Here is a 26,036-nt window from a genome sequence, read left to right on the forward strand (position 1 = left end):
GGTCACCATTGCAGCAAGCGGCCGTGGGGCGGCTCCTTCATCACGATGAAGCCGTAGTCGCCAATCAGGTAAAGCCGGTAATAGAGGCTGTCCACTAAGGGTGGATAGCCCATCAGACCGACGCGGGTCGCGTTGCGCCGCTCCCGCTCGGCGACCACGTTGGTGATGCCGGCCGAAGGCAGATTTTCGGCGAGCATGAAGTAATCGATGTTCAGCAGATATTGCAGCACCGGCAACTGTTTGAACGTACCCACCGCCCCCGCCAGCCAGCGGTCGGAGTACGTCACCGAGATATAAATCCGTTTGGCTTCGCGCAGTTCGCGATGGGATGAAATGTCGTGGCTCAGGCTGTTGAGAGCACTGCTGGCGAAGGTTTTTTCCATCGTCAGCACCCGCCCGTACGCGAAGGACAGCGACAGCGTGGCCAGAAGCGGAATTGCCAACAACAGGGGCAGCCGCGAGTGCAGCGACTTCAATCCGATACAGGCCAGATAGAACAGCATCATCAGCAGTACGCCAAACCCCATCAGAGTTCGGGCACCTTCGTTGAAATCGCGAAACAACAGCGTCATCCCCGGCACCAGCAACACAATCAGCGGCAAAGTCAGAAGGCAGCCAACGCTCAGGAGCAGGCCCTTTGCGGGTGGTTCCTGGCGCAGGCGAATTTGCCGTCCCATCCGTACACCACCGAACAATGCGCACAGAAGTAATACGACGAACACTGCTGTGTAGCCACTGTGAAACAGCAGCGCCACCTTCTCCATGACCCGGCCAAAATTGATGCTGATCTGCAGCAGTGGATCAGCACTGAGGTTGAGCAATTCGGTGCGTGTGGAATCCGTGAACGGATAGGCCGTGACCGCGTAGATCGACACGCCCAGCACCAGTTGCGCCAGCCGCCAGCCTGATTGGCGCCAGAGCTCATCCCATGGCACTCGCGCGTGAACATGCCTGAGCAACTCCACACAACACAGTCCAAGAAACACATTGAGGCTGATCTGATACAGCCCGATCGCCAGCGCCAGCAGCACCGAAGGGACCAGCCATCGCTGTATTCGCGAAGTACCGCCAAACGTGATCGCGTAAATCACCGCGACCAGACTCAGGGCCATGCCGGCCCCGTCGTATTGGTAGGACAGGTTCTGCAACAGGAACGGGTTGTACCAGAGCGGCAACGGAACCAGACAACAGGCAAGCGTCGGCTCTGGAAAATAGTGAAAGGTCAGTCGGGTCAGAGCCAGTGACATGGCCAGCGTGGCGAGTAACAGCGGCAGTGGAAAAATGTTCGGCGCAGCGCCCGTGAAAGTCAGCGCTTTATATAGCCAATCCATGAACAAGCGTCCCTGCCCGGCCCACACATTGCCGGCAGCCAGGGTGCGCCAGTTGTCATCGATGTAGGGGAAGTCGGCGAGGATCAGCGGCAGGATGTACAGCGTCGTGGCGAGCAGGAAAAACAGCACGACCTGACGGCGGCCGAGTTCTCGTACGAGAAAATCGCTGATCCTCATACCGGCGCCTCTGTGCACTGCTGCGCGGGAAACTGCGTCTATAAAGCTTGGAACATGGCACGAGGTCAGAGGTCGTTTTTTGCAACGCTTTCAGACAAGCGGCCTCAACCGTGCCTCCAACAAAAAAGCCCCGGCCTATCGGCCGGGGCTTTCAGGTTTCAGCGCTGACGTTTTAGGACGCCGAACGCACCGCGCCCTGTGACGCATCGTTCGGCTGCAGCTTGAACACGTAGAACAACACCGTCAGCAGCACCAGGAACGCCGGGCCCACATACAGCGCCACACGGGTATCCGGGAAGTACGCCATCAGCCCCACCACCAGCACCAGGAACGCCAGCGCCAGATAGGAGCTGACCGGGAACAGCCACATTTTGTACTTCAGGCCGGCCCGTTCGCTGGCGCTCAGGCCTTTGCGGAATTTCAACTGCGCCAGCAGGATCATCACCCAGGTCCAGATTGCGCCGAAGGTGGCAATCGAGGTCACCCAGACGAAGACTTTTTCCGGAACCAGATAGTTGAGCAGCACGCCCAGCAACAGCGCGAAGATCGACAGCAGCAACGCCCGACGCGGCACGCCGTTGCTCGAGGTGCGAGCGAAACCGGCCGGCGCCTGGCCGTTCTGCGCCAGGCTGTAGAGCATGCGCCCGGTGCTGAAGATGCCGCCATTGCACGACGACAGCGCAGCGGTAATCACCACGAAGTTGATGATGCCGGCGGCGGTCTTGATGCCCAGACGCTCGAAGGTCATCACGAACGGACTGCCCTGGGTGCCGATTTCATTCCACGGGTAGATCGACAGGATCACGAACAGCGCGCCGACGTAGAACAGCAGGATCCGCCAGAACACCGAGCCGATTGCATTGGGGATGGTCTTCTGCGGGTTCTTCGCTTCACCGGCGGTCAGACCGATCATTTCCACACCCAGATAAGCGAACATCACCATCTGCAGCGACATCAACACGCCCGTCACGCCGTTGGGCATGAAGCCGCCGTGGGCCCACAGGTTGGAAATCCCCAGCGCCACACCGTCGTTGCCGAAACCGAAGGCGATGATGCCGATGCCGCCCAGCACCATGGCGATGATGGTGACGATTTTGATCAGGGCGAACCAGAACTCGAACTCACCGAAGGCCTTCACCGCGATCAGGTTGATCGAGCCCATGCTGACCAGCGCCGCCAGCGCCCAGATCCAGCGCGGGACATCGGGAAACCAGATGCCCATGTACACCGCCACCGCCGTGATCTCGGCGACGCAGGTCACCAGCCACAGGAACCAGTAGTTCCAGCCGGTCAGAAAACCCGCCAGCGGGCCGAGGTAATCCTGTGCGTAACGGCTGAAGGAGCCGGCCACCGGGTTGTGTACGGCCATTTCGCCGAGGGCGCGCATGATCACCAGGATCGCCAGACCACCGATGATGTAAGACAGCATGATTGCCGGGCCGGCCATTTCGATGGCCTTGGCCGAACCGAGAAACAGACCGACACCGATACAGGCGCCGAGCGCCATCAGGCGAATGTGCCGTTCACCAAGTTCGCGTTTGAGTGGACCGCCGTTAGCGGTCTCGCCATGGGGCGGGTGATTGCCGACTGGCATGGGGGACTTCCTCGTCTTGTTATTGGATAGACCACCGAGTGTCGAAGCGTCGGCCGATAAGCCATGGCTTCCCGACACCGCGCCGGCCTCGTGGGCGGACGCGTCCTGCAGGTTCGGGCCTGAGGATCAGAGGGGCTGGCAGTATAAAAAGCTTCCCGCAGGAAATTTCACTCTAAAAACCGACATATTCAGCGACAAGCATCGTTATAAATCGGCATTTCGAGACAAACACTCCTGAAAAAACCGGATTATTCACTGCCGAAATGGGCGCCGAGTATTGCACAGCAATGGTGCATCGTCATGCCCCTACCCAAGTCGTATTTACCCGAGAACCGCTCTGTTCCGCCCTTTTCCAGGACCTGCACACCCGTCGCTGCCGGATTGCCCGCCGCGCAGATTTGTTCAGGGTCCAGGCTTCACAATTTTTTCACCCGCGCCAACCACCGACTAAGCTTCAGTCAAGTCCGATCAATCTGCGTGAATGGATCAATCGACTATGGGCGCTTTGTGGCAAACCGATTCGAGTGAAAAAGTGGTTCCGACTGAACGTGTGGATGAAGCGCCTGTCCCTGAGAAACCCCGTCGCAACCGGCATGGGTGGAAGGCTTTCTGGCTGTTGCTGGTGATCATTGCGATTGTGGTGGGCCTGGCCGCGATGAAGGAAATGCGCACCTCGCGTTTTCAATCCCGCGAGGTCAGCCAGTACGCCGCCAAATTGACCTATGAACTGCAACCGGGGCCCAGCGAAGCCATTCGTTATCCGGGCAACGGGCCTTTCGATCTGCGTCTGGGTTACAGCTCGCTGGATGAGTTTCTGCCTCGGCTGCTCAAGCGCAACTACGTGATCACCGAACAGACGCGCTTCTCGCCAGCGCTGCTCGGCTATACCGACAAGGGCCTGTTCGTGCCCTACTCCGAGAAAATCCAGGCCGGGCTGTCGATCACCGATTGCCGCGCCGCGCCGCTGTATCAGTACAACTATCCACAGCAGCTGTATTCGAGTTTCGAGTCGATCCCGCCGGTGGTGGTCAACAGCCTGCTGTTCATCGAAAACCGCTTTCTGCTAGACCCCCAACAACCGCTGGCCAACCCGGCAGTGGACTGGCCGCGCTTCGGCATGGCCGCGTGGTCGCAGGTCGCCAAGTTATTGCACTTGCCGGGACAGTCGGCCGGCGGCAGCACCCTGGCCACGCAACTGGAAAAGTATCGCCACTCGCCTGACGGACGGACGGTGAGCGGCGCCGAGAAAATCCGCCAGATGATTTCCGCCAGCGTGCGAGCCTATCAGGCCGGCCCTGACACCTTGTCGGCACGGCGCAACATCATTCGTGATTACCTCAACAGCGTGCCGTTGTCAGCGGTGCCGGGGCATGGTGAAGTCCACGGTATGGCCGAAGGTTTGCGGGTCTGGTACGGCGCCGACTTCAACGAAGCCAACGCAAAACTGGCGAGCACCGCGACCGATCCGAAGGCCATGGCCGACAAGGGCCTGGCCCTGCGCGAAATGCTCTCGCTGATGATCGCCCAGCGTCGCCCTTCGCATTACCTGACCAAGGGCCGGGAAGAGCTGGCCGACCTCACCGACAGCCACCTGCGGCTGCTCAAGCAGAACGGCGTGATCGACAACGCGCTGGCCGATGCCGCCCTGGCCAGCAAGGTCACTTACCGCGACTGGCAGACCCAGCCGACCATCCAGCCGATCGAGACCAACAAAGGCATCAGCGTCGCCCGCAGCCGGTTGGCCTCGATGCTCAATCGTCCGCTCTACGATCTCGACCGCCTCGACCTCTCGGCCACCAGCACCCTGCAAGGCGAGCTGCAAACCCAGGCCACCGCCTACCTGAAAAAACTCGCCGACCCCGCCTACGCCGCCGAAATCGGCCTGCTCGGCGAACGTCTGCTGACGCCCACCAGCACCACGCAAGTGCGCTACAGCTTCACCCTGTTCGAGCTGACACCGGACGGTTCGCGGGTGCGGGTGCAGACCGACAGCACCGACCAGCCGTTCGACATCAACGAGGGCAGCAAGCTGGAACTGGGCTCCACCGCCAAGATGCGGGTGCTGACCACCTACCTGCAAATCATCTCTGAGCTGCATGACAAGTACGGCGCCATGACCGTGCCGGAGCTGAAGAAAGTGGACGTACCGGATCAGGACCGCCTGACCCGGTGGGTGATCGATTACCTGATCCAGAACAAGGATCACGACCTGTCGAAGATGCTCGGCGCAGCCCTCGACCGCAAATATTCCGCCAGCCCCGGCGAGGCGTTTTTCACCGGCGGCGGGCTGCATGTGTTCCACAACTTTCGCAAGGAAGACAACGGCCGCATGCCGACCCTGCGCGATGCTCTGCGCGAGTCGATCAACCTGCCGTTCATTCGCCTGATGCGCGATCTGGTTCGCTACACCACCTACTCCGGCCCCAACAACAGCGCCGAGCTGCTCAAGGACGATCGCGACCCGCGGCGTCAGGAATACCTCGCCTCGTTCGCCGACCGCGAAGGCACTTCGTTCCTGCTCAAGTTCTGGAAAAAGTACCGGAACAAGGACACCCAGGCCCGCCTCGATACCTTCCTCGACAGCATGCGCCCGACCCCGATCCGCATGGCCGCCGTGCACCGTTACCTGCTGCCCAACGCCAGTCAGGAAGACTTCAACACCTTTGTGCGCTCGCACCTCAAGGGCGTAAAAATTACCGAAAAACTCACCGACGAACGCCTGGAACGGCTCTATCTGGCCTACGGGCCCGGCACCTATGACCTGCCGGATCAGGGCTTCATCGCCAAGGTCCACCCGCTGGACCTGTGGCTGATCGGCTACCTGCTCAACCACCCGGACGCGACCTGGAGCCAGATCGTCAAGGCCAGTCAGTTCGAACGTCAGGAAGTCTACAGCTGGCTGTTCAAGAGCAAGCACAAGGGCGCCCGCGACAGCCGGATCCGCACCATGCTGGAAATCGAGGCGTTCCTCGACATCCATCAGCGCTGGCAGAAAGTCGGCTATCCGTTCGATCACCTGGTGCCGTCGCTGGCCACCGCCATCGGCAGTTCCGGTGATCGTCCCGCCGCGCTGGCGGAGTTGATCGGCACCATCCTCAACGACGGTGTTCGCATGCCGACCTTGCGCATCGACAGCCTGCACTTCGCCGCCGGCACGCCTTACGAAACCAAACTGGTCAATGACCCTCACGTCGGCAAACGGGTGATGCCGTCCGAAGTCGCCACGGCGATGCGTGAAGCGCTTTCGCAAGTGGTGGACTCGGGGACGGCCAAACGTGTTTCCGGCAGTTTCAAACTGAACGATGGAACACCGCTGACCATGGGCGGCAAGACCGGTACCGGTGACAACCGCATCGAAGCCATCGGTTCCGGCGGACGCATTTTGAGCTCCAAGTCGATCAACCGTACGGCGACCTTCGTGTTCTACATCGGCGACCACCATTTCGGCACGCTCACCGCATTCGTGCCGGGGCGCTCGGCGGAGAACTTCAAGTTCACCTCGGCCCTGCCGGTGCAGGTGCTCAAGGGCATGGCGCCGATTCTGATGCCGTACTTGCAGCCGGGCAGTGATTCACAGTGCCTTGCACCGCAGACACCTACTGTGGCATCCGCTTCATTTGAAGCCGATGCCGGGTAGTAGTTATGTGTTTTATGCATTTCAATATTCAATCATTAACGTATTAATCCGACACCGAGACAGCAGGCTTTTAAACTAATTAATCAGGACTTTGAACGTTAGGCTGAGAACTCTTTACTTATTCAAGGCCTGCACAATGACTGCAACATCCACATATAAAGGGCAACATTACGACTTAATTAAATCGCGGATCGATCCGGTATTCAGCGATATGCAGTTGCACCGTGCCCGAGCGCTGGCAAAGACATCGCCAAACCGTGAGTCGTGGATGATCGCGACGCCAGCAGCCAGGCTGGAACGCCTGTCCGACGATAACCGTCGCGCCTGGGGAGCGCAGAATCGCATCGACCGCCTGCTCGGCCGTCTCCAGGACATTTACGCCTTTGCCGAACCGCTGCTGAAAGCGAAGTTGCTTGAACAGTTCAATATCGACGTCGACGTCAGGAATACCTATGTAAGGCTTTACGCTGCAGCAACAACACCCTGGTATGCGATTGATATCGCGAAGGGTTCCAAAGCCCGTACCGTTTCAATGCTTGACGCTGCGTTGCAGAACTTCGCGCGCGATGAAACTTATCAACACTACTCAACATTCATTATAAAAACCGACGCTGTCCGTGACTTGTTCGATATCTCGCCAATTGGCAAGACCCTGAGTGTGAGTCAGTTTCAGGCATTGTGCCGGCAACTGGACATCGGAGCGCAGTACAGGGCCCATCTCGACACAATCCTGCTGAATCCGGAACCGGTTGCCGAAACCTATTTGCGTACAAGGGTCGAGCAAAGCCTGCAAGCCGCACTGAAGGCTGCCGCCCGCATGGCGCAGATCAAAAAGGACATTGGCCCCGGCGCCTATGCGCTGATTCGCGACCTTTTGCTGGGCCGGCAGAACCTGACGCTCGATGGTCAGGCCATGTGCGTGTGCGATCTGGGCATGATGGACCTGACCCTGACCGGGGTCGTGATCATCCGCCCCGATCCGGCGCAGGCGCAACACTCGCAGAAAATGATTGCCTACGTGCCGCACGACCCCGATCACCCGCTCAAGGAATATGCCTCCACACTGGCATTCATGGACGAGTTGACCCGCCAGTTGCGGGCAGACAGAACGTTGCCGTCTTCGGGTATCGGCTACCGGACGTTTTTCAGTCAGTTTGTCGACCACGAACAGCGCGGTCATTTTTTCGCCGGACTCGAACAGCGCCTGACCTTCGTCAAATGGTATGCGAAGGAACCGGGTGACGCCCGACCGTCCTGGCGGGAAACGCCGGTCGAGAAGCCTCAACTGCAATTCAGCGCACCACCGATCACAGCGCCTCTGTGGACTTATCTCTACCGACAACGGCTCAACAAAATCCTCAATGACGCACGCAGCATCGCCGTGTCGACTGCCGACGCCGACAACAACGCACGCTGGGCCTGGTGGGAGAATTTCAAGAAGATCGCCTCGGACATCTTCAATGCCGCGCTACTGGTCCTGACGCCATTCGTTCCGGGACTGGGCGAACTGATGTTGGCCTATACCGCTTATCAACTGACCAGCGAAGTCGTTGAAGGCGTGGTCGACCTCACTCACGCCCACTGGGCCGACGCGGCGCAACACGTGGTCGGCGTGGTGACCGATGTGATTGAGTTCGCCGCATTGGGTGCCGGCCATGCCATCGGCAGTTCATTTCGCCTCAAGCTTTCCCCGTTTGTCGAGAACATGAAACCGGTTCAGTCGTTCGACGGCAAGACCCGGCTCTGGAATCCCGACCTGACACCTTACGAGCAACCGGCGCTGGCTCCGCCCGACACCTCCAGGCCAGATGTCCTGGGCTTGCATCACCATGCCGGAAAGACCGTTCTGCCCCTGGAGGGCAAGCATTACGAGGTGAAATACGATCGCAACAGCGGCCATCATCGCGTTCAGCACCCCGTTCGGCCGCAGGCCTATTCTCCGCAGTTGCGGCACAACGGCCAGGGGGCATGGACTCACGAAGCGGAAACCCCACAAGATTGGGAAGGGCCGACGCTGATGCAGCGCCTGGGGCATTCCGTGGCGGGATACACCCAGGCCGAGCAGGAGAACCTGCGCGCCATCAGTGGCACCCCACCTGCAGCCTTGCGCAGGATCCATGTGGAAAACACGTCTCCCCCACCGCTGCTGGCCGACACGGTGACGCGCTTCAATACCTGGGAGGAAGCGAAAAGCCTCAGTCAGCGGATTCGTACCGGCCAGCCGCTGGATCCGGCCTCATACTGGTTCGAGCGCATGGCACCGGACCTGCCCGGCTGGCCCGCCGACAAGGCCTTGAAGGTCTTTGAGAACGGCGATACAAGCGGTGGCTTTCGCAAGTATGGAAATCCCCAGGCACCGGATGCTCAGACGCTCGGCATCAGTGTCTCGGACATGATGGCTGGCAGATTGCCGGAACGGTTGGCGGACTTCCTTGACGATGCCGACATGAAATCTTTGCTGGGCGGCAACTACCCCAAGGCCGAACGGGCACAGGCCTTGCGCAACCAACTGGCCGATGCCGCGCAAAGGCGCCTCCCGGAAATTTTCGACTACCAGTACCGGCTCAAGGATTACAACGGCGATGCGCGTATCCAGTTGCTGCAACGGCAGTATCCGCCATTGCCTTCCAGGGTCGCTGAAATCCTGCTGTCAAAGGCAACCCCCGACGAACAGAACGTGATGCTCGAAGAACATCGAATTCCCCTGCGCCTGAAGGATCAGGCACGGGAAAGCGCTTTCGAGGTGATGGCCGCACGCGCGGTCGAAGGCCTGCACGAGCCAGCGCTGCTGGGCCTGGACACCGAACGCCTCGTGCTCAACACCCTGAAAGTCCATACCCACACCTTCGCCGATTTGCGCATTGAGGTACGCGCCGGCACTTACGACGGCCCCTTGCGCTGCAGCGCCGGCGCCCCGGACGCAGCCCAACAGCGAATATTGATCAGGGACGAGTACGGCCGTTACGAGGTGCGCAACGGCGCGCACATTGAACGCAATAATCTGTACGAAGCCATTCTGTTGGCCCTGCCTTCCGAACTGCGCAACACACTGGGATATCGACCCGGGCAGGGAGAACGGTTCAGGCAATGGCTGATCGCCAAAACCGAGCCGCCGGCCGAACGTCGGACCCTGCTGGCCCGACCACCGATCCGTCCGGTCGTACCGCTGGAAACCGGATTGTTGCTGCGCGGTGGCTGGCTGTCCAAAGGCGCTCGAACCGTGGAAGAGAAAGTGCAGAATCTCTATCCGCATTTCAATGAAGCGCAAGTCGCAGCGTTCACCCGGTCGCTGCAGCGCAACGGCGATCCCCACGCCGGGATCGAACGCCTTGAGCGCGAACTGAATAGCCTGAAACAGAAACTCGAACAATGGCGGCAGAGTTTTCTGAGCAGCTGGGACGCCGACAGTCCCGACACTAACCTGCCCAGGTCCTACTTCGACTATCTGCACAGGGGCGGTCGTGACATCGCCGATCGGCTGCTGGAATGTTTCGAGCGAAAGTCCGAGTTGTTCGGCGAGCGCTTCACCAGCCTGGAAAGTGGCTATGCGCTGGACCTCTCCAGCGGATACCTGTCTCGCGATCTCCAGCGCTGGTGGCGACAACTGCCGGACGGTTTGAAACCCTGGCTCGATCAGATCACCACCCTGAGTGTGGATGGATCGAGATTTTCCCCGGATGCAACCGGTTTGTTGAAAGACTTTCGCCATTTGCGGCAGTTCAGCGCCCGAAATTGCGGACTGCATGCCTTGCCCGATGGCGTCGGTCAGATGCGCCTGCTGGAAACCCTGCGCCTGAACAACAATCAGATCCGCCTGACGCCTGCGGTGGTGGAGCAACTGCGCAATCTGACACGCCTGGAAACCCTGCGCCTGGACAACAATCCACTGGGCCTGCCACCGGATATCGGACGGATGCCGAGACTCAAGGTGTTGAGTCTGGTCAACACACAGATCAGTGACTGGCCCGTGGGGCTGTTCTTGAAAGCCCGGCCACGGGGTTTTTTCCTGGATCTGAGGTCAAATCCGATTACGCAGATGCCCCAGGTTGCTCCGGGGTCCGACAAGGCATGGCTGATTGCGCGTACTCGCCTTCATGGAGAAAGGTTGTCGACTTCGGCGCGTGCAACCTTCGAGACCTACCGGACGTCAGTGGGGATATCCGCCCATGAAACTTACTCCACCGCCGCCGAAGACCTACTCCAGCAGTGGCCCATTTCCCTGGATACCTCGCTGGCGCAAGACAGCGCGGGCATCGGCGCCTATCGCGGCGAAGCGTGGCATGCGGTGGCCAGCGAGCCCGATTCAGACGGCTTTCTGAAAGTGCTGCAGGCCCTGACCCGCTCCGCCGATTATCTGGCCGGTGATAAGGCGCGGGATCAATTGACCGACCGGGTCTGGCGGATGATTGCCGCCATGGACATCGACACCCGATTGCGCGAAGACCTGTTTCTCATGTCGACCGATCCTGAAGGCTGCGAGGATGCCAGTGCCCAGTTGTTCAACAACATGGGCATACGGGTGCTGGCGTCCGAAGCCCGATTGTTCTCCACCAGTCACGCCGAGCTGGAGCGCAAACTGGTGACACTGGCCAAGGGGGCGGCACGCCTGAGACAAGTGAGCGAAATCGCCCGAGACGACATCAAGGCTCGCAACGGCGATCCCGATGAGGTCGAGGTTCACCTGGCCTACGAAACGGGGCTGGCCAAACGCCTGGATTTGCCCTGGCAGTCCGAAGCCATGAAATTTCGTCCGGTCGCCGGTGTCGACGACGAGACCATCGCCGAGGCCTACGACAGGATCATCGGCCAGGAGGCCGGCGACGGGCTGGTCAACCAAATGATCGAGCAACCGTTCTGGGGCCAATATTTGCGCGAAACCTGGCCAGGAGAACTCCTCGCCAACACCCGCGCTCATCAGGCAAAGGGCGACCTGCTGATCGATTTGCAGGCGGCCCAGCACGACTGGGTTGAAGCGGCGCACTTGCCACCGCAGCAACAGTACCTGCGCAGGCACGCACTCAGCGAGCTGGCGCGCCAATTGTCGATACCCGATCAAGAGGTGTTCACAGAAGAGAAGATAAGCGAGGAAACCTATTCTCGCTGGTTGGAGGCCATCGGTGATCAGGAGAAGGAACTGCCCAGAACGCTGACACGCGAGGCCATGGTTCGGGCGGGGATCTGATCCCACTCGACGGAGCCGTGAAGGCGTGGATCGATTGCCTTCACGGTACAACGGTGGCCAGGCCTACACTTCCGAATCCCAGATCACGGTGACGTTGCCGGCATACCGCCTGGCCCGACCGGGCTGCAACATCTGCTCAAGATAGAACGCCGGTATTTCGAAGTGCAGCGTGCCGGGCGCCCGATCCAGAAAATACCCCGGTTGAAAGACCGTCCCTTGCGCATCATCTGTCAGAGGACGGTGTTTGACCGGTTGGCCCGCCATGTCCGTGATGCCGTGGGGCAGGCTGACGCTCATGTAGACCTGGGGAAATGTCGAGCCGCTTTCGGTATCGCGCAGGGCACAGGCACCGATTCCGCCATGCTCGCACTCGAAGAACATCTTGAATTTCGAAGAGGCCGAAATGTTGAAGGTCTGATCCCGGAACAGGCGTGCCGGCCGGCGTCCTTCCTGCAGCCACGCCTGCCAGCCTCCCTGCGGCACCAGTTCGATCCTGTTGCCGCCGGGCGGCAGGGCGACCTTGAGCACATGCTGGACATCCAGGACAAAGCGAAAGGTCAGGCTCGAATTGTCCGGCAGCATGTTGTCGCCCATGTCAAAGTCGCCGCCCGGCGCGATGGAATAAATCAGTTCGCCCGTGTAAAGCCCCGACGACATGGCCAAAGGGTCGGGAGTACGCAACTCATAGCCCACGTCCAGATAGTCGTAGGACATCCACGGAATCGTGAAGGCGGCGCCCTTGCTGCAGGCCGACTCGTTCGGTGTCCGCCAGAAAAAGGTGTAACTGTCAGGTCCCAGACTGGCCATCGCGCCGCTCTGACAGGCCCCCGGCGCCCCTCCCCATGAGCCTCCGATCCACAATCGGTTATGCCCTTCCTGATCACCGGATGCCCCCGTCAGATTGGCCGCGGTGTCACTCAGGACATACTGTGACCCGAGCGCGCCGATCCGGATCTCCATGGAATGCGACTCCCCTGTCACCACATTCGAGACATTCAGGCTTCGCCACTGCGCCGGTGCCTTGAGCGTCGCCCCGGCACGTGCCGGCGCGCCAGGCTCGATGGGATGGATGGCGGCAAAACGCAGGGGCAACCTGAGACCGGACAGGTTGTACGTCTTGCAATCGTTGACGTAGTTGGCGCAATAGCCGCTTTGCGGGGTCTGGTTGATGAACTGATTGTTGTGCGGATTGGCGGAATCGGGAACGAAGCTGGCTCGTATCTCCTGCGTGACCGCCTGCGCCGGAGACGAGAACACTCCGGCGAGCACTTGCATGAACAACCAACCTTTACCGAACGTCCTGACTGTTCCAAAGCTGAAATCCATTGACCCTTCCTTGCACTGAAAGCCGTGGTGAATTCATGGGGGGTGGTCTTCGGTCAGCCCGCCGGAGCTGCCGCGTTGAAAATGATATTGACGGTGCCGTAGTAATCCCCCGGTTTATAGCCTCCTGCCTGCTCCCTCGGTTCGATCTCCAGCGGCACACGCACCCCGGCCCTCGCGTCTTCGGCCGACACCACTTGCAACGGAACGGGATTGTGGGTGAGCTCCCTGCCGTTGAAAGTCACACGCAAGTTGATGTTTTCCCGAGAGTCCCGGCCATTGGTCAGGTACGGAAAGCCTTCCAGGCGCGCTTCTATGGCACTGCTGTCGTGTTTCACATCAAAGTTGCGCCGCAGTGTGCCCAGCGTCGAGGTGTTCACATTCCAGTGCAGCCGCTGCTCGCGATGTATCCAGTCCGGCTCGCTGGGAATGACATAGAAATTCAACGCAGGAATGTCCACCGAAACGAAGAATTCGATTTCCTCGCGCGCGGCAAACGTCCAGGCGCTCGTCAACGCCAGCCCGCTGGCCGATGTCAGAGCGATCCACTGTCTGATCATTTTCCGATACCCGTTACTTGCATGAATGAACACGTTCGCGCACGCCGGCGAGCGCTGTCACCCGGCGACCCGCAGGTTTTTCTTTGCGTCGCCTTCGACGAGGATGAAGCGGTAATCACGCCCCGGCCGCTTTTCGAATTCAAATGACTTACCGGCCATGACATGGTGCTTGGTGGTCGGCTCGCAATCGGTCTCGTCGGTTTTCGAACAACTCTTGAACTCGTCGATCACGACCACTGTGTTGCCGTTGTTACGCACTTTGTAAGTGCCGGCACGGTCTTCGATCACACTGTCGAATCGCGCGTCGGCCGGACGCACGAAGAAGATCGTGCCGAACCCCGCCATCACGTTTACGCCGGCGGTCAGGGTCTTTTTGTAATCTTCCCGTTCTTCATGAGAGACCGCGAACTCGTCCTCCTTTTCCGGCACTACCGGTATGAAGCGCACCCGGAAATAACGCTCCCTGTCGCGCTCGCCCATGAACAGCAACCGGGTGCCCTGCATGCCCTGGGCCGGGATGATCAAACGGGCGGGGCTGGCCATCAGGCCATCCCGGGCACTGGCATCGGCCTGCACCTTGACCGGCACTTCGGAAGACGTGCCATCGGCGTTGTAAATGATTTCCAGCACATTGATCTTGACGAACGCCGTGCTGTCACCGCTGTTGTATACCCGTTTCAGATAGGTACTTTTATCGCCGGCCAGATAGTCGTAGACCACTCCGATATTGATGTTCGGGCCGGCGTAGGCACTTTGGAAAAGCAGACCTGCCACCAGCAGAGCAACGAGTTGTTTCATTAGCAGAACCTCGATTTGAGTACAGTGACTCGATCAGATTTCCGAATCCCAAATCACCACGACCGTACTGGAATACCTGTTTCCACGATCAGCCTTGAGTATTCGTTCGGTGTTAGCCTTGTCGATTTCGAAATGCAGGGTTCCGGGCTTGCGATCGACATAGATTCCCGGTTGAAAAACGATGGCCCTCGACTCCTGCGGGAACAGTTCCTGTCGCTTGACTGGCCGTCCACTGGTGTCGGTCAAACCGTTGGGCAGGGTCACACTGACGATGATCGGTGTGCCGTAACTGGTCCCCTCATTCCATAATCCACAGGCCGTTACCGTTCCGGAGCCGCACTCCAGGTACATCTTGAATCTGGAACTGGCGGATATATGGAAGGTTTGGTCACTGAACAGCCGTTGCGGGACCTGCCCCGAATTCAACCAACGCTGCCACCCGCCTTCGGGCTGCAGCGTGATCCGGTTGCCACCCGGTGGCAGATCCACTTTCAGCGTGTGCTGCACATCCAGCACAAAATCCAGCGTCAGGCTGCCGTCATCCGCCCCCAGGAACGGTCCCATGGTGAAGTCGGCACTGCCCCGGCCGACACTGTAGGTCAGCGATCCGGTGTACAGCCCGGAAGACATGTTCAAGGGATTCGGCGTGCGTAACTCATAGGCAATATCGAGGTATTCGAACGACATGTGCCCGACATCGAATGCGGCCGTCTTGATGCACATTCCCGGCTGGGGTGTTTTCCAGAAAAACTGGTAGGTGGTAGGACTGAAAAAGCCAACGCCGCTGTACTCGCAAGGCGGCGGTGCGTATACCCAGGAGTTGCCGGTCCACAACTTTCGATGCCCCTCGAGCACATCGGACTGCCCCGTCAGTTCGGTGACCGGTTTGCTCAGTTGGAACCTGGACCCGATACCACTGATGCGCACTTCAACGACGCTCGATTCCTGAGTCTCATGATTGGTCACATTCAACTGACGCCACTCGGAGGGCGCTTTTACCCACACGCCGTTATTGGCAAACAACGGGCTGACGGTGCTGAAGCGAATCGGCACCTGAATACTGAACATGTTGTTATCCGCGCACTGAGCCGGATAGCTCGCGCAATAACCGCTGTTCGGCGTCTTGTTAATGAACACGTTTTTGTGGGGTTGCGACGAATCAGGCTGGAACAGTGCCCGGATTTCCTGACTCGCCGCCTGCACCCCCGACATGCCCAGCACCGCTGACAAGCCCAGCCAATATGCTGTTGTCTTCATGGTTCAGCCCGCCTTCTGATCAGTGAACGTGGCATCGGCGAGGGTGTCGGGGCTGCACCGCAGATCCCCGATCATCAGCACGTTGTTTTCCACCCGCCCCTGTTCAGGATCGAGGCGGAACTGGCACAGCAATTGATCGGCGTAGCGGACTTCGAGGGTCGGTGAACCTGCATTCATCTCCATGGAGAAGAATCCATCCACTTCGCTCACTCCACGGCTGGCGTGATTGATGACGTGGTGCCCCTTGAGCGGACGCCCGTGAGGATCGAGCAGGCGGCCCAGCACGGTCAGGGTTTTCATCACACGTATCTTCCTGTACTCCACGCCGCCCTTGTTCAGGTGATAACGGGTGCGCGTCGGCTCGATGGACGCTGCCGGCACATCATTGCCTTCGAAGTCGAAGCTCACAGAGCTGTTCTTGTAAGCCGTGAGGGGAATAAAGTTGCGACCCGGCCGCAAGGCCGCACTGCCACCGCTCAAGTCATCGGCGCGCAGGGCGATGCCGTCGATATCGGACTCGACATCCACGATCATTCCCGCCCCCCTCCCCTGATGCTGGCTGGTCATCACGATCTGCTGTGCGCCGATCGCGACCGTGCTGTCGAGGTTCAGGCCGCCGGTGTAATTACCGTTATAGGACGAGCGCTGGAGGAAACCATCGCCATTGATCGTGTCGGTGCTGAAATACGCCTGACCGTTCAAGCCGACTCCGTAAGTGTCGGTGATCACGGTGCCCGCCACGCTTTGCAGTACGTGGTTTTCAAGGGTCTTGCGGTAACCAAGGGAGGCGTTGTTGTCGCGGCTGCCATCGCGGGCCGTGCGCGTGCCGATGCTGCCGGAAACCTGCTGGCCAGGGCCGCCCAGCGCCACGTTGAGACTCAGGTCAACGCCCCGGTTGCGCGCATCGCCGCTGCTAAAACTGCCGGGGCGATCAAACACGGACAACCGCCAGTTCGAATCACTGCCGAACACGGTGGTGCGTTGGGTCCAGCCCAGGTCAACGCCGACGCCCTCGACATTGCCTTCACTGTGAGACACTCGGGCGTTGAGCGAGCTGTTGCGGCTGATACGGTGATTGAGCGCCAGCGAAGAGTTGCTGGTCTGCCCGACGAACACATTGCGCTGACGAATGCGCGTGCCATCCGGCAAGGTGTCGTAAAGATCGGTGGTGTCCAGCCAGCTGCGGTTGTGGCTGATCACCAGGCTGCCGGCGCCGTAGTTGTACAGGCCCTGCAGGTCGAGGCCGGTGCCGTGGTCTTCGGTCTGGTAGAAGTTGGCGTACACACTGGTGCTGCTGGCCAGAGTCCAGTCGATAGAAGTGCCGTACTGCAGTTTCTCCCGAACCTGGCGCGCCGACATCCCGAGGATGACCCGTGGGTGCAGCAAGTAGTTGAGCGAAGCGCCGGCCGTGGCATCACCGCTGGCCTGCTTGTCCCAGTTGCTGAGCAACTTGGTCTCCTGACCGGCAAACAGGTTGTAGCGCCAGCGCTCATCGGGGTTGCGCCAGTTGTTCGGCTTGTAGACCAGCTCCTGGGTGGTCGAGGTGGTCTGGCCATCTTCGATCAGGCGCACCTCCACCTCATAAATGCCACCGGGCAATGGCCGGGTGTCCAGGGTCTGTAATCCGGCGGGCACCGACTGGGTATTGATCAGCAGTCCATCCCGGTAGATTTCCACCGATGCCTGACGGTTGGCGGTGACGTAGATCGGGTAGACGCTGGGATTCTGCAAGTCGATCGCCAGGCTGTCGGAACTGCCGTACATCACGCCCACGGTGGTATCGGGGCTGGTGCCGAAAGAACGCGGCTGACGGGTCAGGCCTTCCGAAGTGGGCGTGAAATAGCCCAGCCGCAGAAAACGGCCTTGCAGTTCGCGCTGTGTGTGCAGCTCGTAGACGGCGTGGTAGAGCTGGTCGTCGGGGCCTCCGAGACGGGCCAGCTGCATGTTGAACGTCTGGCTCCAGTTGCCCAGGCTGCTGCTGGCTTCCAGACCGAACCGACCGCCCAGATCCTGCTCCTGGCCACCGTTCAGATTGAGTTGGTTGCGCACGATCAGACCGGTACTGCCTCGTTCCGGCTGCTCGTGAAAACGCTTGGCCTCGGTATCGCGCTCGGCATTTTCAGTCAGGATGGAAACCAAAGAGTTTTCCAGGTTGTAATGCACCGCCAGCATTTGCTCGGGGCATTGACCGGTGCAGGATCCAAGCGCTACGCCGGGCTTGAGGTAGCTCGCCCATTTTTCCCGTTCGGCGGCGCCGAAACGGTTTTCGCTGGTATCGGTAAATTCAAGCAAGGTGAGGCGGTCATCGCGAGACAGCACGATCATCGTTTCACCCAGCGGCTGTTGGTCAAGCTCGACCCGGACGGCCAGAGGGACATCAAAAAAGTGCTCCTCGAAGTCTTTCGGCAAACCTTTGGCCTGCGCGAGCAAACTACGCGGTGTCGTACCGGCAAGTTCGGGGGCCGCTACTGCGCCAACACAAAACAACAACGCAAGCGCAGCCGCGATGGGGGTCATCGGGAACATGAACACGGACTCTGATTGCGAACGGAAAAAGTCCGGCTGACAGGCATTCGCCTCAGTCAGCCGGCTTTTGTTACTTCACGGGTTAGAGCGCGCCGCCGATCGGAGGAACCGCGTCGAACATCATGGTGACCGCGCCGGTGTAATCCCCCGGAGTGAAGTCGGTGCCGGAAGCGGTAATGCGCAACGGCGCACGATAGTTCACATCGGACTCGGCTTCGCCCACGACCATTTGCGGAGTCTGGGTCAGCACCTTGCCGTTGAATTCGACTTTCAGATCGATAGCGCTCGAACCGCCGATCAGTTTCGGCACACCTTCGAGGGAACCGTGAACCGAACCGTTGTTGTTGCGCACATCGAAGAAGCCTTCCACCGGTTTCATGGTGCCGGTGATCGGGCTGAAGCTCATGTCCTGATCCTTGTTGACCAGATCAGCATCCGTCGGCACCACATAGAAACCATTGGTCGGCACATGTGCCACCAGGCTGATGGAGTGACGTGCCTCACCGGCGGCGAAGACCACGGAAGAGCTCAAAGCCAGAACAGCCAGCGGAGCAGCGAAAGCGATTTTCTTGAACATCGGTCATTACCTGTTTTCTTTTAAAGGATCGAAGCGTTGAACGTTCAAGTCATTCAAGCCAACAAGGGCTTTATTGATCCTGAGTTTCAACGCCGGGGCATGATCGACTGTTCACTCTGGAATGTAAGCAGGCAACTTCCCACAAGCTTGTAGTTAAAACAGCTCATAGCCAGAAAGAAAAAACGCAATATTTTCAACATTCAAAACAATAGCTGTAAGTCATACCCTACCTACAGTTTCAGACAAAAAACCATACAGCATTTTCAACTAACCAATGCGGGGATAATTGCACTTTCTAGAGCATCTACTCAATCACTTATAGAGTTTAAACTTTAACTTTTTAGTCATTGATACAAATATTTCGTGGTGTTTCCGAATGGGGGAAATGCGCCTCCAGGTCTGCACGCCGCTCGTCAGGGCGGAGGCGCGCTCGGTAAAAAACCGCTTGCCCACACCAAAAGATATATCTTAAGTTGTATCTAAATACGACGAGAGAAGACTGAAATGAGAGACCATCATTCCCCCCACCGCGACCACGGTGACAGCCGTGACGGCTTCGAAAAACGCCATGGCCGAGAGCGCGGCGGTCGCGGCCCGCGGGTATTCGCCCCCGGCGATCTGAAATTGCTGTTGCTGGCGCTGATCGCTGAACAGCCGTGCCACGGCTATGACCTGATCCGCCAGATCGAAACCATGTTCGACGGCGCCTACAGCCCCAGCCCCGGCGTGATCTACCCGACCCTGACGTTTCTCGAAGAAAGCGAAATGATCACCGGCGACGCCGAGGGCGGCAAAAAGCGCTACAGCGTCACCGAAGCCGGCCGCCAGTCCCTCGGCGAGCAAGCTGTGGCGCTGGACGGCGTGCGCATGCGCATCGACGTCAGCAAGCGCTCATTGCGCGGCCACGACCGGCCGCCGGAAATCCATGAAGCGGTGCACAACCTGCGACACGCCCTGCAAATGCACCACGGGCGCTGGAGCCCGGAAGAAATCCTGCGAGTGCGCGACCTGCTCAACGACACCGCCAAAGCCATCGTCGACGGCCCCGCCGTTCAATCTGCCCCGGAGAAAGCCGAATGACTGAAGTCCAGACCCAAGGCATCCACCGTGTGATGCATGAAATCAAACGCCGCCGACTCGAGGTGTTGCGAGTGGTCGACCTGACCCCGCGCATGCGCCGCATAACCCTCGGCGGGCCGGAACTGGCAGGCTTCGTCAGCCTCGGTACCGACGATCACGTCAAACTGCTGTTCCCGCAGAACGCCGAACAGGCCGCCGCGCTGGAAACCCTGGTGCTGGGTGCCGGCAAGAGCGACGTGCCGATGCCGCCGATGCGCGACTACACCCCGCGCCGCTACGACCTCGACAAGCTTGAACTGGACATCGACTTCGTCCTGCACGGCGACGGCCCTGCCTCGACCTGGGCTGAACAGGCCAAGCCGGGGCAGTTCCTGCACATCGGCGGTCCGCGAGGCTCGATGATCGTGCCGGACATCTTCGACAGTTACCTGCTGATCGGCGACGAGACCGCCCTGCCCGCCATCGCCCGCCGCCTCGAAGGCCTGGCGGCCAATCGCAAGGCGCTGGTGGTGGTCGAAGTGGAAAACGGCAAGGAACAGCAAATCCTGGAAAGCGCGGCTCAGGTCAACGTGATCTGGGTCTTGCGCGAGGGGGGCAAAGACAATCTGCTGGCCACCGTCAAACAATTGCAGGTGCCCAAGGGCAATCTGTATGCGTGGGTGGCGACGGAAACCAAAGTCTCGCGGCAGATCCGCCGGGTGCTGCTCGATGAGCACGGGCTGGATGAGCAGTTCGTCAAAGCCGTCGGTTACTGGCGTGCCGAAGGCTCCGAGCAAGAGTGACTAAAAGTGGCGGCGCTATTGGCGCCGCCCTTGCCAACGGTCGATTCCCATCACCAGCAACGCCACCAGCACAAACCCCGCCAGAATCCCCCCGGCATTGACGAATACCTGTGGATACCCCAGCAGCGCCACGTCAATGAACGGATAGGCGTAAGCCCCCAGCAGATGCCCGCGCAGCAGCGCATAGGCGAAGTACACCAGCGGATAAATCAGCCACAGCGGCAGATGCTTCAGACGCAGGGTGCCCTTCGGCACGCACAGCCACCAATAGGCCAGGAACACCAGCGGCATCACGTCGTGGAGCAATTCGTCAGCGATAAACTGCCAGCCCTGCGGGTGCCACAGATGCCGCAGCAGAATGCTGTAGGCCAGGCCCACCACGGCAATGCTCACGGCAATCGCGCTGCTGACCCAGGGTTGCAGAAACCAGCGCCGTGCAGCGGATTCGCGATCGGTCACCGCGCAGGTCAGCACCACCGCCACCAACGTGTTGGTGATCACGGTGAAGTAACTGAAGAAACTCACCAGCCCGCCCAGCAGACTGGCGCCGACGCTCAGGCGTGCGAAGAAAATCAGGTACAGCTGAATCCCCAGCCCGGCCCAGCCCAATACCGCGGCCGAAGTGATCAGGCGTCGCCGCCATACGGCGTTCATCTCAGAGCGGACGCTTGGTGCGCATCAGCTTCACGTACAGGCGTTCGACCTTTTCCCGCGCCCATGGCGTCTTGCGCAAAAAGGTCAGGCTCGACTTGATGGTCGGATCGCTCTTGAAGCAACGAATGTCGATGCGCTCGGCCAGCCCCGACCATTCGTAATGGGTCACCAGTGCATTGAGGATCTGTTCGAGGGTCACGCCGTGCAGCGGATCGGGGTTATGGTCGTTCATGCCGGGCCTTTGGGCGAAGTGAAAATGCAGAAGCCGCGCACCTTAGCCGAGGGCATGGGCGGGTGGAAGGCCTTGGGTTAAATGTAGGCCAACCGGAGAAGATCGCAGCCTGCGCCAACGCCCGCAATGCGCTGTATTGCCGCACTGTTACCGAATCCGAAAGGGTTCATGTCTGCAAAAGCACTTTGTGTTTTTGTAACGGGACATTATCCTGCCGCCCTTCTGCTGAACCGCTTCACTGCCTGCGTCAAATCGTAGCGGCCAGCTTATCCCCCAAAAAGATCAAGAAAGACCCTATTCATGCCCGATTTTCCGTTCTCCCGAGACAGCGCTATCTCCACGCTGCGCCTGCTCGGTGGCTGCACCGCTCTTGGCCTCGCCACCTGCACCCAGGCCGCCCCGGCCTTCGACAGTGAATCCCCGTGGATGCTCGGTGACTGGAACGGCACCCGCAGCGAACTCGCGGCAAAAGGTATCGACTTCAAGCTCGACTACACCGGCGAGATGGGCAGCAATCTGCACGGCGGCTACGATCACGACCGCACCGCGCGTTACAGCGATCAATGGGGCCTCGGCACGCATCTGGACCTGCAAAAACTGCTGGGCTGGAACGATGCCGAATTCCAGCTGACCGTGACCAAACGCAGTGGCAACAACATCAGCAACGACCGCATCAACGACCCGCGCGTCGGCGGTTTCACTTCCGCCCAGGAAGTCTGGGGTCGTGGCCAGACCACGCGCCTGACGCAGATGTGGTACCAGCAGAAATTCTTTGATCAGAAGCTCCACATCAAGGTCGGCCGCTTCGGTGAAGGCGAAGACTTCAACAGCTTCCCGTGCGACTTCCAGAACCTGGCGTTCTGCGGCTCGCAGGTCGGCAACTGGGTCGGCGGCATCTGGTACAACTGGCCGGTCAGCCAATGGGCGCTGCGCGTCAAATATCACCTGACGCCAGAGTTGTACGCGCAAATCGGCGCCTACGAGCAGAACCCGTCGAACCTTGACCGCGGCAACGGCTTCAAGCTCAGCGGCAACGGCACCCAGGGCGCGATCCTGCCGATCGAACTGGTGTGGAAACCGAAGCTCAACGGCCTGCCGGGCGAATACCGCGCCGGTTACTACTACAGCAACGCCAAGGCCACCGACGCCTATAAAGACAGCAACGGCCAGCCGGCGGCCCTGAGCGGCGAGGCCTATCGCAGCGCTTCGAGCAAACACGGCGTGTGGCTCGGCGTGCAGCAGCAGATCACCAGCGTCGCCAGCGACAATTCCCGCGGCTTGAGCGTGTTCGCCAACGGCACGATGCACGACAAGAAGACCAACGCCATCGACAACTACGTCCAGGCCGGCGTGGTCTACAAAGGCCTGTTCGACGCCCGCGCAAAAGACGACATCGGTTTCGCCCTGGCCCGCGTCCACGTCAACCCGGCCTACCGCAAGAACGCCGAAGCGACCAACCAGGCCCGTGCCGTCTATGACTACGACGATCCGTCCTTCCTGCCACCGCAGGACACCGAATACAGCGCCGAACTCTATTACGGCGTGCACGTCACCAACTGGCTGACCGTGCGCCCGAACCTGCAATACATCCGCCATCCGGGCGGTGTGGACAAGGTCGATGACGCGCTGATCGGCGGGATCAAGATTCAGTCGTCGTTCTAATCCCATGCAGGACTGAGCCGCCTGGAGGCGACTCAGTCCTGCACAGGAAATTCGATAGCTACACAAGTTTTTATCTGAACCATGCCCGCGCCCAATCGTCATCTACAGTGACTACAGCGCGGGACTACTTGAAACGTCACGGAGAACCACACTATGAGCACCGAAAGTGCTTCGAGTCGAGGCCGTCTGCTTCCGAGCCTGCTCGGCATTCTGCTTCTACTGATGGGCCTGGCCATGCTGGCCGGGGGAATCAAGCTGAGCACGCTCGGCGGCTCGCTGTACTACCTGCTGGCCGGTATCGGCATCACGCTGACCGGCATGCTGCTGCTGATGCGCCGTCGCGCGGCACTGGGCCTGTACGCCATCGTGCTGTTTGCCAGCACCGTCTGGGCGCTGTGGGAAGTCGGTCTGGACTGGTGGCAACTGGTGCCGCGTCTGGCGCTGTGGTTCGTCCTCGGCTTCGTGATGCTGCTGCCATGGTTCCGTCGTCCGCTGCTGCTCGCAGGCCCGGCGCCGATGGGCACCGGCGGCCTGACCGTGGCCGTGATTCTGGCCGGCGTCACCGCCCTGGCCAGCCTGTTCACCCACCCGGGCGAAACCTTTGGCGAACTGGGTCGCGACACCGCCGACACCACCAGCACCGCCCCGCAAATGCCGGACGGCGACTGGCAGGCCTATGGCCGCACCGAATTCGGTGACCGTTACTCGCCACTCAAGCAGATCACTCCGGCCAACGTCGGCAAGCTGCAAGAAGCCTGGCGCATCCAGACCGGCGATCTGCCGACTGCTGATGACCCGGTGGAGCTGACCAACGAAAACACCCCGCTCAAAGCCAACGGCATGCTCTACGCCTGCACCGCCCACAGCAAAGTGCTGGCGCTGGACCCGGACACCGGCAAGGAACTGTGGCGCTTCGACCCGCAGATCAAGAGCCCGGTCGGCTTCAAGGGCTTCGCCCACATGACCTGCCGTGGCGTGTCGTACTACGACGAAGCCGCTTACGCCAAGTCTGAAAACGCTGCGTCCGCCGTCATCTCCGAGGCCGGCAAAGCCGTCGCCCAGGCATGCCCGCGTCGCCTGTACCTGCCAACCGCCGATGCTCGCCTGATCGCACTGAACGCCGACACCGGCAAAATCTGCGAAGGCTTCGGCAACAAAGGCGTGGTCGACCTGACTCAAGGCATCGGCCCGTTCACCCCGGGTGGCTACTACTCCACCTCGCCAGCCGCGATCACTCGCGATCTGGTGATCATGGGCGGTCACGTTACCGATAACGAATCGACCAACGAGCCGTCCGGCGTGATCCGCGCCTACGACGTGCGCGACGGTCATCTGGTATGGAACTGGGACAGCAACAACCCGGACGCCACCGAACCCTTGGCTCCAGGCCAGACCTACAGCCGCAACTCGGCCAACATGTGGTCGCTGGCCAGCGTCGATGAAAAACTCGGCATGGTCTTCCTGCCACTGGGCAACCAGACACCGGACCAATGGGGCGCCGACCGCACTCCAGGCGCCGAGAAATTCAGCGCCGGCATCGTCGCGCTGGACCTGGCCACCGGTAAAGTGCGCTGGAACTACCAGTTCACCCACCACGACCTGTGGGACATGGACGTCGGCAGCCAGCCAACCCTGCTGGACATGAAAACCGCCGACGGCATCAAGCCTGCGCTGATCGCCCCGACCAAACAGGGCAGCCTGTACGTACTCGACCGTCGCGACGGCACACCGATCATCCCGATCCGCGAGATCCCGGTTCCGCAAGGCGCCGTGAAAGGCGACCACACCGCACCGACCCAGGCCCGTTCGGACCTGAACCTGCTGGCCCCGGAACTCACCGAAAAAGCCATGTGGGGCGCCAGCCCGTTCGACCAGATGCTGTGCCGCATCCAGTTCAAGGAACTGCGCTACGAAGGCCAATACACGCCTCCGTCGGAACAGGGCAGCCTGATCTATCCGGGTAACGTCGGCGTGTTCAACTGGGGCGGCGTCTCGGTCGACCCGGTTCGCCAGATGCTGTTCACCAGCCCGAACTACATGGCCTTCGTCTCGAAAATGGTGCCTCGCGAAAAAGTCGCGGCCGGCAGCAAACGCGAGAGCGAAACCGCTGGCGTGCAACCGAACACCGGCGCGCCATACGCGGTGATCATGCACCCGTTCATGTCGCCACTGGGCGTACCGTGCCAGGCCCCGGCCTGGGGCTACGTCGCCGGTATCGACCTGACCACCGGCAAAGTCGTCTGGAAACGCAAAAACGGCACCAGCCGCGACAGCTCGCCAATCCCGATCGGCTTCACCCTGGGCGTGCCAAGCATGGGCGGCTCGATCGTGACTGCCGGCGGCGTCGGCTTCCTCAGCGGCACCCTGGACCAGTACCTGCGCGCCTACGACGTGAACACGGGTAAAGAGCTGTGGAAATCGCGTCTGCCTGCGGGTGGTCAAGCGACTCCGATGACCTACACCGGCAAGGACGGCAAGCAATACGTCCTGCTCGTAGTGGGTGGTCACGGCTCGCTGGGCACCAAGATGGGTGACTATGTGATTGCTTACAAACTGCCGGAATAAGTTGTAACGGCAGTAAGAAAGAAGGCGACGCCCTGTGAGGGGCGTCGCCTTTTTTTGTGGGCTGCGTTTTCCTACACGGGATGTGTATGTCCTACAGAC

At 60.1% G+C, this 26,036-nt stretch carries 16 protein-coding genes; 6 read left to right on the forward strand and 10 right to left on the reverse strand.

All coding sequences use genetic code 11. The features are described 5' to 3' along the window. Positions 1-2: 2 nt before the first annotated feature. Entirely contained in the window at positions 3-1,508 is a 1,506-nt protein-coding gene (locus NE357_RS23025) for a glucosyltransferase domain-containing protein (RefSeq protein WP_169431746.1), read from the reverse strand. A gap of 172 nt (positions 1,509-1,680) precedes the next feature. After that, the gene (locus NE357_RS23030; RefSeq protein ID WP_169431747.1) at positions 1,681-3,102 is read right to left on the reverse strand and encodes an amino acid permease; all 1,422 of its coding nucleotides are present in this window, start codon (positions 3,100-3,102) and stop codon (positions 1,681-1,683) included. Positions 3,103-3,598: 496 nt separating this feature from the next. Between NE357_RS23030 and NE357_RS23035 the strand changes: the two genes are divergently transcribed. After that, complete coding sequence (locus NE357_RS23035) at positions 3,599-6,739, forward strand: transglycosylase domain-containing protein (RefSeq protein ID WP_169431748.1); 3,141 nt, start codon at positions 3,599-3,601, stop codon at positions 6,737-6,739. Positions 6,740-7,007: 268 nt separating this feature from the next. Beyond that, positions 7,008-11,921, forward strand: a complete 4,914-nt coding sequence (locus tag NE357_RS23040) for an NEL-type E3 ubiquitin ligase domain-containing protein (RefSeq protein WP_249314333.1) — start codon at positions 7,008-7,010, stop codon at positions 11,919-11,921. Positions 11,922-11,984: 63 nt separating this feature from the next. On the opposite strand, the gene NE357_RS23045 is transcribed toward NE357_RS23040, so the two are convergent. From NE357_RS23045 to NE357_RS23070, 6 genes are all read right to left on the reverse strand, one after another. After that, the gene (locus tag NE357_RS23045; RefSeq protein WP_249314335.1) at positions 11,985-13,247 is read right to left on the reverse strand and encodes a hypothetical protein; all 1,263 of its coding nucleotides are present in this window, start codon (positions 13,245-13,247) and stop codon (positions 11,985-11,987) included. A 53-nt stretch (positions 13,248-13,300) separates the two neighbouring features. Next, positions 13,301-13,804, reverse strand: coding sequence for a CS1 type fimbrial major subunit (locus tag NE357_RS23050; protein WP_169432696.1), 504 nt, complete (start codon positions 13,802-13,804; stop codon positions 13,301-13,303). Positions 13,805-13,861: 57 nt separating this feature from the next. Then, positions 13,862-14,602, reverse strand: coding sequence for a molecular chaperone (locus NE357_RS23055; RefSeq protein ID WP_169431750.1), 741 nt, complete (start codon positions 14,600-14,602; stop codon positions 13,862-13,864). Positions 14,603-14,635: 33 nt separating this feature from the next. Further along, positions 14,636-15,859: a hypothetical protein gene (locus NE357_RS23060; protein ID WP_169431751.1), complete on the reverse strand. Its 1,224-nt coding sequence runs from the start codon at positions 15,857-15,859 to the stop codon at positions 14,636-14,638. A gap of 3 nt (positions 15,860-15,862) precedes the next feature. After that, positions 15,863-18,385 (reverse strand): TcfC E-set like domain-containing protein, encoded by a 2,523-nt coding sequence (locus NE357_RS23065; RefSeq protein ID WP_169431752.1) that lies wholly within the window; start codon positions 18,383-18,385, stop codon positions 15,863-15,865. A gap of 82 nt (positions 18,386-18,467) precedes the next feature. Further along, positions 18,468-18,962 (reverse strand): CS1 type fimbrial major subunit, encoded by a 495-nt coding sequence (locus NE357_RS23070; RefSeq protein ID WP_169431753.1) that lies wholly within the window; start codon positions 18,960-18,962, stop codon positions 18,468-18,470. Between the two features lie 504 nt (positions 18,963-19,466). Here NE357_RS23070 and NE357_RS23075 point away from each other — a divergent pair. Both NE357_RS23075 and NE357_RS23080 read left to right on the forward strand, forming a co-directional pair. Continuing rightward, positions 19,467-20,042, forward strand: a complete 576-nt coding sequence (locus NE357_RS23075) for a PadR family transcriptional regulator (RefSeq protein WP_169431754.1) — start codon at positions 19,467-19,469, stop codon at positions 20,040-20,042. After that, complete coding sequence (locus tag NE357_RS23080) at positions 20,039-20,824, forward strand: siderophore-interacting protein (RefSeq protein WP_169431755.1); 786 nt, start codon at positions 20,039-20,041, stop codon at positions 20,822-20,824. Before NE357_RS23075 ends, NE357_RS23080 begins: the two co-directional genes overlap by 4 nt. A 15-nt stretch (positions 20,825-20,839) precedes the next feature. Here the strand turns inward: NE357_RS23080 and NE357_RS23085 are convergent, their stop codons facing one another. Both NE357_RS23085 and NE357_RS23090 read right to left on the reverse strand, forming a co-directional pair. Next, a complete protein-coding gene (locus tag NE357_RS23085; RefSeq protein ID WP_169431756.1) occupies positions 20,840-21,478 on the reverse strand; it encodes a Pr6Pr family membrane protein in 639 nt (212 codons plus the stop codon). Position 21,479: 1 nt separating this feature from the next. Further along, positions 21,480-21,710 (reverse strand): VF530 family protein, encoded by a 231-nt coding sequence (locus tag NE357_RS23090; RefSeq protein ID WP_007956650.1) that lies wholly within the window; start codon positions 21,708-21,710, stop codon positions 21,480-21,482. Positions 21,711-22,010: 300 nt separating this feature from the next. Here NE357_RS23090 and NE357_RS23095 point away from each other — a divergent pair, with 300 nt between their 5' ends. After that, positions 22,011-23,372 carry a carbohydrate porin gene (locus NE357_RS23095; protein WP_169431757.1) on the forward strand — a complete coding sequence of 454 codons (1,362 nt, stop codon included), beginning with the start codon at positions 22,011-22,013 and terminating at the stop codon, positions 23,370-23,372. A gap of 153 nt (positions 23,373-23,525) precedes the next feature. Further along, entirely contained in the window at positions 23,526-25,937 is a 2,412-nt protein-coding gene (locus NE357_RS23100; protein WP_169431758.1) for a glucose/quinate/shikimate family membrane-bound PQQ-dependent dehydrogenase, read from the forward strand. The last annotated feature ends 99 nt before the right edge of the window (positions 25,938-26,036 follow it).

Source organism: Pseudomonas sp. G7(2022) (genome assembly GCF_052660475.1).

What these genes read in the sequence shown, in the direction of transcription:
- NE357_RS23025 (WP_169431746.1), bottom strand. Translation starts at nt 1,508, where the DNA reads ATGAGGATCAGCGATTTTCTCGTACGAGAACTCGGCCGCCGTCAGGTC.
- NE357_RS23030 (WP_169431747.1), bottom strand. Translation starts at nt 3,102, where the DNA reads ATGCCAGTCGGCAATCACCCGCCCCATGGCGAGACCGCTAACGGCGGT.
- NE357_RS23035 (WP_169431748.1), top strand. Translation starts at nt 3,599, where the DNA reads ATGGGCGCTTTGTGGCAAACCGATTCGAGTGAAAAAGTGGTTCCGACT.
- NE357_RS23040 (WP_249314333.1), top strand. Translation starts at nt 7,008, where the DNA reads ATGATCGCGACGCCAGCAGCCAGGCTGGAACGCCTGTCCGACGATAAC.
- NE357_RS23045 (WP_249314335.1), bottom strand. Translation starts at nt 13,247, where the DNA reads ATGGATTTCAGCTTTGGAACAGTCAGGACGTTCGGTAAAGGTTGGTTG.
- NE357_RS23050 (WP_169432696.1), bottom strand. Translation starts at nt 13,804, where the DNA reads ATGATCAGACAGTGGATCGCTCTGACATCGGCCAGCGGGCTGGCGTTG.
- NE357_RS23055 (WP_169431750.1), bottom strand. Translation starts at nt 14,602, where the DNA reads ATGAAACAACTCGTTGCTCTGCTGGTGGCAGGTCTGCTTTTCCAAAGT.
- NE357_RS23060 (WP_169431751.1), bottom strand. Translation starts at nt 15,859, where the DNA reads ATGAAGACAACAGCATATTGGCTGGGCTTGTCAGCGGTGCTGGGCATG.
- NE357_RS23065 (WP_169431752.1), bottom strand. Translation starts at nt 18,385, where the DNA reads ATGTTCCCGATGACCCCCATCGCGGCTGCGCTTGCGTTGTTGTTTTGT.
- NE357_RS23070 (WP_169431753.1), bottom strand. Translation starts at nt 18,962, where the DNA reads ATGTTCAAGAAAATCGCTTTCGCTGCTCCGCTGGCTGTTCTGGCTTTG.
- NE357_RS23075 (WP_169431754.1), top strand. Translation starts at nt 19,467, where the DNA reads ATGAGAGACCATCATTCCCCCCACCGCGACCACGGTGACAGCCGTGAC.
- NE357_RS23080 (WP_169431755.1), top strand. Translation starts at nt 20,039, where the DNA reads ATGACTGAAGTCCAGACCCAAGGCATCCACCGTGTGATGCATGAAATC.
- NE357_RS23085 (WP_169431756.1), bottom strand. Translation starts at nt 21,478, where the DNA reads ATGAACGCCGTATGGCGGCGACGCCTGATCACTTCGGCCGCGGTATTG.
- NE357_RS23090 (WP_007956650.1), bottom strand. Translation starts at nt 21,710, where the DNA reads ATGAACGACCATAACCCCGATCCGCTGCACGGCGTGACCCTCGAACAG.
- NE357_RS23095 (WP_169431757.1), top strand. Translation starts at nt 22,011, where the DNA reads ATGCCCGATTTTCCGTTCTCCCGAGACAGCGCTATCTCCACGCTGCGC.
- NE357_RS23100 (WP_169431758.1), top strand. Translation starts at nt 23,526, where the DNA reads ATGAGCACCGAAAGTGCTTCGAGTCGAGGCCGTCTGCTTCCGAGCCTG.